Annotated in this window: 8 protein-coding genes and 1 pseudogene; 6 read left to right on the top strand and 3 right to left on the bottom strand. The window is 66.5% G+C overall.

Features of this window, described 5'->3' with window-relative positions:
- The 3 genes from KSS95_RS18490 (at position 1) to KSS95_RS18500 (ending at position 6,205) form a co-directional block, all read left to right on the top strand.
- Complete coding sequence (locus KSS95_RS18490) at positions 1-819, top strand: ABC transporter ATP-binding protein (protein ID WP_225935527.1); 819 nt, start codon at positions 1-3, stop codon at positions 817-819.
- A gap of 13 nt (positions 820-832) precedes the next feature.
- Positions 833-1,324, top strand: coding sequence for an Lrp/AsnC family transcriptional regulator (locus tag KSS95_RS18495; protein ID WP_217848537.1), 492 nt, complete (start codon positions 833-835; stop codon positions 1,322-1,324).
- Between the two features lie 87 nt (positions 1,325-1,411).
- Positions 1,412-6,205 carry a dermonecrotic toxin domain-containing protein gene (locus KSS95_RS18500; protein ID WP_217848538.1) on the top strand — a complete coding sequence of 1,598 codons (4,794 nt, stop codon included), beginning with the start codon at positions 1,412-1,414 and terminating at the stop codon, positions 6,203-6,205.
- Between the two features lie 88 nt (positions 6,206-6,293).
- On the opposite strand, the gene KSS95_RS18505 is transcribed toward KSS95_RS18500, so the two are convergent.
- From KSS95_RS18505 to KSS95_RS24885, 3 genes and pseudogenes are all read right to left on the bottom strand, one after another.
- On the bottom strand, positions 6,294-8,012 hold the full coding sequence (locus tag KSS95_RS18505) for a putative bifunctional diguanylate cyclase/phosphodiesterase (protein ID WP_217848539.1): 1,719 nt from the start codon (positions 8,010-8,012) through the stop codon (positions 6,294-6,296).
- A 12-nt stretch (positions 8,013-8,024) separates the two neighbouring features.
- Positions 8,025-9,011 (bottom strand): methyl-accepting chemotaxis protein, encoded by a 987-nt coding sequence (locus tag KSS95_RS24880; RefSeq protein WP_437179624.1) that lies wholly within the window; start codon positions 9,009-9,011, stop codon positions 8,025-8,027.
- Positions 9,012-9,308: 297 nt separating this feature from the next.
- Positions 9,309-9,611 (bottom strand): annotated as a pseudogene (locus KSS95_RS24885) (PAS domain-containing protein); the annotation flags it as partial.
- A gap of 255 nt (positions 9,612-9,866) precedes the next feature.
- On the opposite strand from KSS95_RS24885, the gene KSS95_RS18515 reads away from it, so the two are divergent.
- From KSS95_RS18515 to KSS95_RS18525, 3 genes are all read left to right on the top strand, one after another.
- A complete protein-coding gene (locus KSS95_RS18515; RefSeq protein ID WP_217848541.1) occupies positions 9,867-10,181 on the top strand; it encodes a helix-turn-helix domain-containing protein in 315 nt (104 codons plus the stop codon).
- Between the two features lie 210 nt (positions 10,182-10,391).
- Complete coding sequence (locus tag KSS95_RS18520; RefSeq protein ID WP_217848543.1) at positions 10,392-11,702, top strand: C4-dicarboxylate transporter DctA; 1,311 nt, start codon at positions 10,392-10,394, stop codon at positions 11,700-11,702.
- Positions 11,703-11,772: 70 nt separating this feature from the next.
- On the top strand, positions 11,773-12,474 hold the full coding sequence (locus KSS95_RS18525) for a FadR/GntR family transcriptional regulator (protein ID WP_217848545.1): 702 nt from the start codon (positions 11,773-11,775) through the stop codon (positions 12,472-12,474).
- Positions 12,475-12,478 lie beyond the last annotated feature (4 nt).

Here is a 12,478-nt window from a genome sequence, read left to right on the forward strand (position 1 = left end):
ATGACCGCTACCGCACTGCCACTCCCCTCCTTCGCCCAGGCCCCGAGCGCCCACAGCCATGCCGGCGCGATCAAGCTCAGCGTCGAGGACCTGCACAAGCACTACGGCGAGCACCAGGTGCTCAAGGGCGTTTCGCTGAACGCGCGCAAGGGCGACGTGATCAGCCTGATCGGCGCCAGCGGCTCGGGCAAGAGCACGTTCCTGCGCTGCATCAACTTCCTCGAGCAGCCCAACGCCGGCAGCATCACCCTCGACGGCCAGACCCTGGCGATCCACCCCGGTACCCGCACCCCGCCCGCGGCGCAACTGCATAACCTGCGCACGCGCCTGGCCATGGTGTTCCAGCATTTCAACCTGTGGAGCCACCTGACGGTGCTGGAGAACATCTGCCTGGCACCGCGCAAGGTGCTGGGCATCAGCGCCGGCGAAGCCCAGGCACGGGCGCGCAAGTACCTGGACAAGGTCGGCCTGCCGGCCCGGGCCGCCGAGCAGTACCCGGCGTTTCTCTCCGGCGGCCAGCAACAGCGCGTGGCGATTGCCCGGGCCTTGGCCATGGAACCGGAGATCATCCTGTTCGACGAACCCACCTCGGCGCTGGACCCGGAGCTGGTCGGCGAAGTGCTCAAGGTGATACAGACGCTTGCCGAGGAAGGACGTACCATGCTCATGGTCACCCACGAAATGGGTTTCGCCCGCCAGGTGTCGAGCCAGGTGCTGTTCCTGCACCAGGGCCTGGTCGAGGAGCACGGCAGCGCCGAAATCCTCGACCGGCCACAGAGTGAGCGCCTGCGCCAGTTCCTCTCCAATCGTCTGAAGTGAAATCACGCCGCCTATGGATATCAAGGCCACCACACCCGTCGCAGCACCGCTGGATCGCATCGATGAAGCCATCATCGACGTGCTGCGCCACCAAGGAAGGATCACCTACGAAAAACTCTCCACCCTCGTGCACCTGACGCCCAGGCCCTGCCTGGAGCGGGTGCGCAAGCTGGAGCGGCGCGGGGTGATCCGCGGTTACGGGGCGATCATCGACCTGCAGCAGGTCTCCCCGGGGCTGTCGCTGCTGGTGCTGGTGGCCTTGTCCAACCAGAGCGGGCGCTCGGCGCAGCGAGCCTTCGAGGCGACCGTGCGGGCCTGCCCGCCGGTCTACGAATGCCAGCTGATCAGCGGGCATTTCGACTACAGCCTGCGCATGCGCTGCCGCGACATGGAGCACTACCGGGTGCTGACCGAGACCTGGATGAACAACGACGAGCTGCACATCGACAAGCTGGTGGCGCACCCGGAGCTGGCCGCGGTCAAAAGCACCGCGCCACAGCTGTAGCCCGCACGCCGCACGGCGGTATCCCGCTACCCCGTCGCGGCCGGCCAACCTCGCTAGCCTCGCTGCTTTCCCCACTGGAGAGCAGCCATGCCCCTGTCCACACACTTGAGCTTCATCCCCCGGCAGCATCCCGACTGGCACAAGCAAGCCAGCCCAGAACAACGTGCCCGCCTCAAGCAACGCACCCTCGCCAGCTATCGCGCCAGTCGCCAGGTGGCCCAGGCGCTCAAGCCGGTGCAGGCCATCGACACCTTCTGTCGCCCCCTGCTGCAAACCGCGCTCGCCCACTGGTTCCCCGGCAGCGCCTTGCCGACGCTGGACAATGCGCTGCTCTGGCACCTCGACGAACGTCGTGAAATGCCGTGGCTGGAAGCGGCCCTGCAGAACTTCGACGAAGGCGCGAAGGTCAAGCTGTATCGTGCCGGCGCCCCGAACAGCCCGCTGGGGGTCGACGCTGAACGCTTGGTCAAGGGCGTGCGCAACCTCGACCTCGGCCAACGTTATTTCAACCACCTCAGCGAGCATATCGACAACGACACCTTCCGCACGCTGCTGCGCCAGCAGGACCATGGCGCATTCGCCGCCGAGCTGACCCAGGCGCGCCTGCAGGGCCGCCTCGATGCCCTGGGTGAACAGTTGGGCGAGGCAGCCCTGGCCAACAGCGTCGAATTGACGGTCGCAGGCCAGGCACGGCGCCTGCAGTGCGGCTACCTGAGCCTGTTCGATATCCCCCTGGACGGCCCGCTGCTGGTGCGACTCGACCCCCTGCTGGCCAACGAACCCTGTTTGCTGTACCTGCCCGGCCATGCCCAGCCGCTGCGCCAATATCCGTCCATGCAGGCACTGGGCCAGGCGCTGACCGAAGCGCTGTGGCAACACCAGGAACGGGCGTTCTTCAGCCGCTTCGTCAAGCACGCGCAACAGGCCCAGTTCGTCGCCCGACTGCGCGGCGCGCTGTACCCGCGCTATCCCTATGCCAGCGTGCAGCGCACCGTGCCGGTCGTGGAAAAGGGCCAGCGCTTCAGCTGGCTGAAGCGGTTGTTCCCCGCCCCTGCCGACCTCTGGCAAGAGACCCTGGACAAGAACGCCCGCCTGCCAATGCGTTTCACCCCCTGGGCGGGCAATGCCTTCCAGGCGAGGGCGCGCATTCAGGTCGAACGCAAGCTGGCCGATGCCGCCAGCTTGGCGGTACCGGTAGCGCAGCGCGATGCTGCCGCGTTGCGCGCCCGTATCGAAGGTTGGCTGGGCCTGGGAATGACCGTGCTGAATATCGCGGCCTTCTTCGTGCCGGCACTTGGCGAAGTGATGATGGTGGTCGGTGGCGCACAACTGGTCGGTGAGTTTCTCGACGGCGTGCATGCGGCCAACGAAGGGGATAGCGAAGGCGCCATCGAGCACCTGTTCGATGTGCTGGAGAACCTGGCCCAGGTCGCGGCACTGGGCGCGGCCGGTGCAATTGCCCAGCGCCAGGGCATTTTGCATGACTGGCTGCTGGTTGAGCACGGCGGTCGCCAGCGCCTGTGGCAAGACGACCTCTCCCCCTTCGCTCGCCCACAGCCCTGGCCCGCCGGCACCCAGCCCGGCAGCGACGGCCTAGTTCGCTGGAACGGACAAAGCTGGCTGCAACGCAAGGGCCAGTGCTATCCGCTCGAACGGGACACTTCGGGTCAATGGCGCCTGTACAAGGCAACTGGCATGCGCCATCGCCCGACCCTGCGCGGCACTGGCGAGCAGCGCTGGTTGCTGGACCACGACCGACCATTGGGCTGGAGCGAGCAACGCCTGCTCGAACACTCAGGGCCATCGCACACCCCCCACGCTCGACAGACCCTGGCCCTGCGCTGCAGTGGCTATGACAGTGCCGTCATACGTCGTGCGTTGACCGACCAGCAACCCTTGCCGGCCTTGCTGGTCGACAGTTTCGAAAGCTTCTCTAGCGCAGCCAAGTACAGCAAAGCCAGCGCACTACCGGGCAGCCAGGTGCTGAGCCGCGACTTCCCTGGCTTGAGCGAACGGGCCTGCAACGAGATCCTCGCCCAGGCCAGCCCCGAAGCCCTCGAGCAGTTGAACAGTACCGCCCGGGTGCCGATCGTACTGGCCGAAAAGGCACGCCGCTATCTGCGTGAGGCCCGCATCAACAAAGCACTGGCGCGCTTTTACCTGGAGACAGGCAGCGCGCTGGACCGAGATCGGTTGGTGATGCAAACCTTGCAACGCCTGCCGGGCTGGTCGGGTGAGGTGCGCCTCGAATTATGCGAGAACGGCCAGTTGCAGCACGTCGCCGGCGAATCAGGCCAGACGGTCAAGTCCGTCTGGCGTTCCGCCGACCGCTACGAGCCACGTGATGAGCAGAATCAACCGCTGGCCAGCGCCAGCGACCTGTTCCAGGCCATCCTGCAGGCCTTGCCCGACAGCGAGCGCAACGCCCTTGGGCTGCAGATCCATGAGCCCGAGCGACTGCGCGATGCGCTGTTCGACCTTGCCATGAAGGACCGCCGGCAAACGGCGCAGGACCTTGGCATGGCGCCGCTACGCCCGCTGTATCGCCTGCCGAGCCGGCTGCCCGGCACCAGGCGCCTGGGCCACAGGCTCAGCGGCCATGGCCGGCAGGGTTGGTTGAGCGAGGACGACCTGTTCGACCAGCTCTACCCCGCCTCGCCCCATGACAACCGGGCGCTGTTGCGCAGCAGCCTGCGCGAGCAGGCGGGCCCTGTTCCCGGCGCTTTCGCACGCCTGCTGGAACAACTGCGCAACGACTACCAGCGGCTCGACGCCAGCCTGCGGCGCTGGGCCAGCGATGCCGATGGCATCGCAGTCGGCGCACTGGATCAACGCCGGGTCTACCGCGGCGTCATGGCCGAACGTATCCGCGCGGCCTGGCGCAGGGAAGCGCAACCGGGCACGATCAATCAGTTCGACTACGTCACGCTGCTGATCCATGGCCTGCATGTCGATGAACTGCCCACCTTGCCCGTGCAATTACCCCACGTCCGACAACTGACCGTGAACGGGCTGAGCAACGCCGGCGCTGCCAACCTGAACCACTTCCTGCGGGCCTTTCCCCAGGTCCGCTACGTCGACCTGACGGAAAATGCGCTGACGACACTGCCGTCATCCTTGAGCGAACTGGCCCAGCTCGACACCCTCGACCTGTCGGAAAACCGCCTGGGCCTGGACAGCGAGGCATCACGGGCAATCCTCGGCCAGCTGACACGCCTGACCCATCTGAACCTCACGGGCGCCATCGACACCCTCTCGGCAAGCACCCTCGAGTACCTCGCCAGGCTGCCCACGCTCAGCACCTTGCAGGCGGATGTCAACGAGCTGGAGCTGGGCGCCGCCCATTTTCTAGCGCTGCAGCGCTGGCCTTCGCTGCGCGTACTGTTGCTGGGGCAGAACCAGATCGTGCTGGACGAAGCTGCGCGCAATGCCCTGGCCGGCCTGAACCGGCTAAGCCGGCTGTCGTTGAGCGAGAACCCACTCGAGTTGCCCCCGGACGTCACTGGCTGGAGCCAGCTCGAGGAGCTGGACCTGGAAAGCACCGGCATCGATGCCTGGCCCATCGGTTTGCAGCCCTTGCTCGATCAACAGCCCCTGACCCTGCGCGAGCTGGACCTGAGCCGCAACGCCCTCACCGACGCGCCCGACTTGACCGACAGCGCCTTTGCCCGCGCCATCCGCGCAGGGGAAGACAACCTGTTCTTCTCCTTCCAGGACAACCCATTTACCGAGGCGGCCCTGGAGCGCCTGAATGCCGCCGGCCTTGAGACCCCGGCGTATGCCGACACCCCGCCAGCATGGTCCGAGGATTGGCCCGAGGCGTTGCTCGACCACATCGCCGACACCGCGCCAGAGCCACAATGGTCGCCCTTGTACGCATTGTTCCAGCGCCTGCCCGACACCATCGACTACCAACGCAACCCGACGGCCCTGCGCCAACGCATGCAACAGCTGCTGCAGACCCTCGTCGACGCCCAGGCCTCCAGCGATACCTGGGGCCAGGCGCAATTGCAGGAGCAGATCAACGACTTGCTCAACGATGCCAGCCAGGCATGCGTTGACCAGGCCAGCCTGCTGTTCCAGCAGGTCGAGACCGACGTCCTGGTCTGGCGCGCCGCAAGCCATGCCAGCCCAGGCGCCAGCGATGAACAGGTGGCCGTCGGCTGCGCCCGGAGCGTGTTCCGCCTGCGTCTGCTCGATGCCCGCGTGGGCGACCTGTACAACGCCCGGGTCGCCAGGCGCCAGGCCCTGCGCGAGGGGCAGGCCAGCGTGCCGGCGCTGGCTGCGGGCGACGATATCAGCGATGCCAGCCTCAGCGAGGCGCAGTACCCACTCGACGAAGTGGAAATGGCCCTGCATGCACGGATGCACTTGCGTGAATCCCTGGGCCTGCCAGCCCAACCCGAGGCCATCGCCTTCGACTATCTGGCGCGACTGAGCGAGTCGACCCTGCAACACCTGGCCAACGCCGTGCGGGCCGCCAGCGATGGGCCGCGCCTGGTCGACTGGGCGATCGACCAAGGGTTCTGGCGCACCTGGCTGCAGCGTTTGCAGCCCCAGGAGTTCGAACAGTTCGAACACACCTGGGCGGGCGCTTCGGAGTACTTCGACAGCTTGAGCGAGGCCAGCACGGCGTTCGGCGCCTATCTCGGCTCGCCGGTACCCGCCCCGTTCATCCAGGCGCTGGAGCGAGCAGTGCCCAGCCTGAGCTGGCGCATCGACGGCGTGCTGCAACGCATCGACCTGGTGTCGAACCGCTATGCCGATGAAGGGGCGCTGTATCAGCGTATCGCCGCCCTGCTTCTGAGCAGCCGCGACGCCGCCAGGCTCGCCTTGTTGCGCCAACTGAGCACGGCCATGGTCCAGGCCAATCCGCGCTAACCCGCCAACCCCGCTCAAACGCGTGCCACGACGTGGTCGCGGGCTTGCCCGGCGATGAATGATCGCTGTTCAAGCCCGCCTTCGCCCATCAGCAGTTCGCGCGCGCCGGCCTGGCCGGCGCGGCCCCCTTCCACTCCAGCGGCTGGCGGTACGCGGCCACCCACTGCGCCACCGCTGCCACCGGCATCGGCCGAGCGATCCCGTAGCCTTGCGCCAGCTCGCAGCCCAGCCCCATCAGCACCCGCCCGTGCTCGACCGTTTCCACCCCCTCGGCCACCACCTCGCGGCCGAATGCCCGGGCCAGGCCGATCACCGCCCCCGCCAGGGCCAGGTCATCCTGGTCGCGCAGAATGTCGCGCACGAACGACTTGTCGATCTTGATGGTCTGCGCCGGCAGGCGCTTGAGGTAGCTCAGTGAGGAGTAGCCGGTGCCGAAGTCGTCCAGGGAAAAACGCACGCCCAATGCCCGGCAGGCATCCAGGCAACGCCCCACCCGGGGCAGGTTGTCGATGGCCACCGACTCGACGATTTCCAGGTCCAGCCGCGCCGGCTCGACACCGGGATAACGCCCCAGCAACCGCGCCAGCCGCTCGACGAAATCGCCGCGCTGCAGTTGGCGGGCAGCGATGTTGACGCTCAACGACCAGTCACGCCCCGACAACTGCCACTGCTGCAGTTGCTGCAACGCCTGGTCGATGACCCACTCGCCCAGCTCGACGATCAGGTCGGTCTGCTCCACCAGCGGCAGGAAGTCCCCCGGCGGCACCGGCCCCTTGGACGGGTGCATCCAGCGCAGCAAGGCCTCGAAGCCCATGACCTGACCACTGCGCATGTTCACCTTGGGCTGGTAGTGCAGGCACAGCTCGCCCTGGCGCAAGGCCCGCCGCACCCGCGCCACGGTCTGGTGGGTGGCCTTGAGCTCCAGCGCCTGGGACACATCGAACACATGGTAGCGGTTGCGCCCTTGCTGCTTGGCCACGTACATGGCCTGGTCGGCATTGCGCACCAGCGCGTCGGCGTCGTCATCGTCCTGGGGAAACAGGGTCACGCCGATACTCGCGCTCAGGCTCAAGGCCTGCTCACGCACCACATAGGGTGCGGCCAGCGCGCGCAAAACCCGTTGCAACGCGGCATCGAGCTGTTGCGGGCCTTCGATATGGCGCAGGATCAGCACGAACTCGTCGCCCGACAACCGCGCCACCGCGTCGCCACCGCGCAGGATGCTCTGCAGGCGCTGGGCCACCTCCACCAGCAGCAGGTCGCCGGTGGCATGGCCATAGCCGTCGTTGACCGCCTTGAAACCGTCCAGGTCGAGCATGCACACCGCCAGCGGGATGCTCTCGCGCCGGGAAAAGGCCAGGGCCTGGTTGAGCAGGTCGGAAAGATAGGCACGGTTGGGCAGGCCGGTCAGCACATCGTGGCCCACGCGCCATTGCAGGGTGTGCAGCAACTGGCGCTTCTCGGTGACGTCAAAGCGGATCGACACGTACTTGCGCACCTTGTTGGTGTGCGGATCGATCAGCGGCACCATGGTGCTGTCCACCCAGTACAGCGAGCCGTCCTTGGCGCGGTTGCAGATCTCGCCCTTCCACACCCGGCCTGCCGCCAGGGCGCGCCACATGTCGAGGAAGAACGTCGGCTCGTGCAGGCCGGAATTGAGGATGCGGTGGTTCGCCCCCAGCAGCTCTTCGCGGCTGTAGCCGGAGATGCTGCAGAACTGCTGGTTGACATAGGTGATGCAACCGCGCAGGTCGGTCTCGGAAAAGATCGCGGCCGCATCCACGGCCGCGCGATAGTTGTCGTCCATATCCTTGGCAACCTAGCGGTTGAAGCGCTCCACCAACGCGCGCAAGCCGGCGCACACCTGCTCCAGCTCGGTACCGCGCGAGGCGGCGGCGTTGGCGCTGCGGGCGCTCTGCTGGACAGTGCCGGCCACGCCGTTGATCTGCCGCGAGACATCCTCGGCCACGGCCGACTGCTGCTGGGCGGCGGCAGCCATCTGCTGGCTCATGTCGCTGATCCGCGACACGGCATGGCGAATCCCCTGCAAGGCCTCCTGGGCCAGGGCCACCTGGGTCACGCCCTGCTCGGCACCCGCGATACCCTGGCTGGCGATGTTCACCGCCTGTTCGGCGCCGCCGCGCAGGCTGTCGATGATGCTCTGGATGTGCAAGGTGGACTGGCGAGTCTTGTCGGCCAAGGCGCGCACCTCGTCGGCCACCACCGCGAAGCCGCGGCCCTGCTCGCCGGCCCGGGCGGCCTCGATGGCCGCATTGAGCGCCAGCAGGTTGGTCTGCTCGGCGATGGCGCGGATCATCCCGGCGGCCTCGGCGATGGCACCGGTCTGACCGGCCAGGTCGTTGACCGCCTGGTTGATCTGCCCGACCGTAGCGGCCAGGCCATGGATCGCCGCACCCGTGGCATCGGCCACCTGGCTGCCCTGCTGGGCCAGCAGGTGCGCGGTCTGGGCCTGCTCGGCGGTCAACTGCACATGCCCGGCGACTTCACCGATCGAGGCGGCCATCTCGGTCATCGCGGTGGCGGTCAAATCGGTTTCGGCGCGCTGTTCCAGCAAGGCCGTCTCGGTACCCCGGGACAGCCGCCCGGCATCCTCGGCCGCCCCGGCCATCTGCGCGGCCAGGTCGCTCAGGCGGGTGAGCGCGGTCTTCAGCCGCGCCTCCTCGCTGATCAGGATCAGTTGCAGTTGCCCGGCGGCACCGGCCAGGTCGCTGTAGGTCAGTGCCGCCACCGGGTCGCCGAAGGTATTGTCGGCGCCTTCGACGATACCCCGCAGGTGCCGGCCCATGCGGCTCTGCGCCCACAGCCCGACACCGGCGAACAGCGCCACCGTCAGCCCCTGGGCGGGCAGGCCCGGCCATAGCTGGTTGGCGCCGACGGCCAGCGCGCCGCCCGCCAGGGGCACCGCGAGGCCACGGCCGAGCAGGGCCAGGCGCCGGCCAGGCGACAGCGCCGCCTTGCCTTGGCGCAAGCGGGCATACAGGGCCTCGGCCCGGGCCACCTGTGCGCGGGTCGGGCACACCCGTACCGACTCGTAGCCGACCACCCGGCCGTCTTCGAGGATCGGCGTGACGTAGGCATTGACCCAGTAGAAATTGCCGTTCTTGCAGCGGTTCTTGACGATGCCCATCCAGCTGCGGCCCGCCTTGAGGTACTGCCACATCCGTTCGAACACCGCCTCGGGCATGTCTGGATGGCGCACCAGGTTGTGCGGGCTGCCGATCAGCTCGTCCTGGCTATAGCCGCTGATGGCGGCGAATTCGGCATTGCAGTAGGTGATCAGGCTGGCCGTGTCGGTCGCCGAAATGAGCCGCTGGTGCTCGGGGAAGCTTTGCTCGACCGGGTTGACCGGCAGGTTCTGACGCACGCTGAGACTCCATTCATACACGGCCCGACGACCTGCCTGACAGAAAGCCAGGGATGCCGGAACCGTTCATCGTGGATCAGTTCCAATGTCCGACAACGCAGGCTCATGGGCCGGCACTTGGCCGGATCGCCCTGGACAATCACTTGAATGACTGATCAATCAAAGCGGCCAATTCTACGAACTCCATCACATTTTGCAAATAAAGGTGATGGATCATGGCGTTGCGCTATAGCGCCATATATCGTTAAGTGCTTGATTCTAAATGGGAATTAAGCGATGACGAGAACAGGTCTAGGCCCTGCCCTGCGCCGCTACCGCAAACTGGCGGGCTTCACTCAGGCACAACTGGGCGAGCGCACCGGCTTCGACCCCAAGACCATAAGCCGCTTCGAAACCGGCACCTATACCCCCAGCGTCGAGGCCCTGCTGGGCTTTGCCGAGGCGCTGGGGGTCAAGCCCAAAGCCTTCTTCGTCGAGCCCGACGACGAGCAAGAGCAGCGTGCCTATCTGTTCGGTGTCATCCATAACGCCCCGCCCAAGGACCTGGGCAAGCTGATCGCCGCCGTCGATCAGGTCCTGGCCAAAGTCTGAAATCCCGCCACGCACCACGCTAGAGCAAACCCTGAGTCGATGTGCCCCAACTGGTCAGACCGGTCAGGCCAAAATCCCTTGCAATGTCGGAATTTTCGGCGTTTCATGGCCCTCGCAGTGAACAAACCGGTAAGACCACAATAATTAAGTCCTGCACTCTTTCGCTCCGTGTGGCTTGGGGGGCAAGGACACCGACCAGAGACTCCTCCCATGCTCAAATGGTGTTCGCGTTCGATCTTCCTCCAGGTGGTGCTCGGCCTCGCCCTCGGCGTTGTCTGCGGCCTGAGCTTCCCCGACCTGTCCCTGCAACTCAAACCCCTCGGTGATGGCTTCATCAAGCTGATCAAGATGCTCATCGGCCTGATCGTGTTCTGCGTGGTGGTCAGCGGCATCTCCGGCGCCGGCGACCTGAAGAAAGTCGGGCGCATCGGCCTTAAATCGGTGATCTACTTCGAAGTGCTGACCACCCTGGCCCTGGTGATCGGCCTGGTGTTCGCCTTCACCAGCGGCATCGGCAGCGGCGCCAACATCCACCTCGACCAGCTCTCCAGCAGCGATGCCGGCGCCCTGGCCGAACGCGGCGCGCATATCCACAGCACCACCACCTTTCTCATGGACCTGATCCCCACCTCGGTGGTGGGCGCCTTTGCCGACAACAATATCCTCCAGGTCCTGCTGTTCTCGGTACTGTTCGGCAGCGCCCTGAACCTGGTGGGCGAATCGGCCTCGGGCATCTCGCGGCTGATCAACGAGCTGAGCCATGTGATCTTCCGCATCATGGGCATGATCGTGCGCCTGGCGCCGATCGGCGTGTTCGGCGCCATCGCCTTCACCACCAGCAAGTACGGCCTGAGCTCGCTGCAGCACCTGGGCGGGCTGGTGGCGCTGTTCTACCTGACCTGCGCCGGCTTCGTGCTGATCGTGCTGGGCACCGTCATGCGCCTGTCGGGCCTCAAGCTGCTGCCGTTCATCAAGTACCTGCGCGAAGAGCTGTCCATCGTCCTCGGCACCGCCTCCTCCGACGCCGTGCTGCCGCAGGTGATGCGCAAGCTCGAACACCTGGGCATCGGCAGCTCCACCGTCGGCCTGGTGATCCCCACCGGCTACTCGTTCAACCTCGATGGTTTTTCCATCTACCTGACCCTGGCCATCGTGTTCATCGCCAACGCCACCGGCACGCCACTGGCGATGACCGACCTGTTGACCATCCTGTTGGTGTCGCTGGTGACTTCCAAGGGGGCTCATGGCATCCCAGGCTCGGCCCTGGTGATCCTGGCCGCCACCTTGACCGCCGTGCCAGCGATCCCGGTGGTGGGCCTGGTGCTGGTACTGGCGGTGGACTGGTTCATGGGCATCGGCCGCGCGCTGACCAACCTGATCGGCAACTGCGTCGCCACCGTGGCCATCGCCCGCTGGGAGAAGGACATCGACCTGGAGCGGGCCAACAATGTGCTGGCCAACAAGCCGGGCTTCGCCCCCGCCAGCCGCAAGCAGGGCCAACCCCATCAACAGGAATTCTAAGCCCCTGGCCGCCGGCGCCCCGCGCCGGCCGGCCTTGCGCAAAGATGCCACGTCAACCAAGGAGCGAACCGTGATCAGCTCGTCGACCGTAGTCAATTCAGTGGTGGAGAAACTCCGCCAGGCCCTGGCCCGTGGCCAGTGGCGCAGCGGCGACATGCTGCCCGGCCAGCGCGAGCTGGCCGAGCAACTGGGCATCAGCCGCCCCAGCCTGCGCGAGGCGGTAATCGTGCTGGAAACCCTGGGCCTGGTGCGCTCGCTGCCGGGCAAGGGCGTGCTGGTGCTCGAGGCCGACGCCGCCCAGGCCCAGGAGCCAGAGGCCGTTGCCGCGGCCAGCCTGGCCGACGTGCTCGAACTGCGCTACACCCTCGAACCCTTCATCGCCGGCCTGGTCGCGCAATCGGCCGGCAGCCAGGACATCGGCCAACTGCGCCTGACCCTGATGGACCTGCGCGAAGCCCTCGAGGCCCAGGACCACGAGGCCGGGGTCAACGCCTACATCGCTTTCCACGAGGCGCTGTTCGCCCTGACCACCAACCCGATCTTCCAGAGCGTGGTGCAACAGACCGGCAACGCCCTCAAGCAAAGTGCCGAGATGCTGCGCAATTCGCCCGAGCACCTGGCCGCGCGGCTGAACGAGAACGAGGCGGTGGTGCGGGCCATCCGCGAGCGCAACAGCGCCCTGGCCAGCCTGCAGATGCGCCGGCACATCCTCGCCGAGGGCCAGCGCATGGGCATTGCCCTGAACATCCCGGACGACCACCCCGGCACCTGAATAA

The organism is Pseudomonas muyukensis (assembly GCF_019139535.1).
In the GTDB taxonomy this organism is placed as follows: Bacteria; Pseudomonadota; Gammaproteobacteria; order Pseudomonadales; family Pseudomonadaceae; genus Aquipseudomonas; species Aquipseudomonas muyukensis.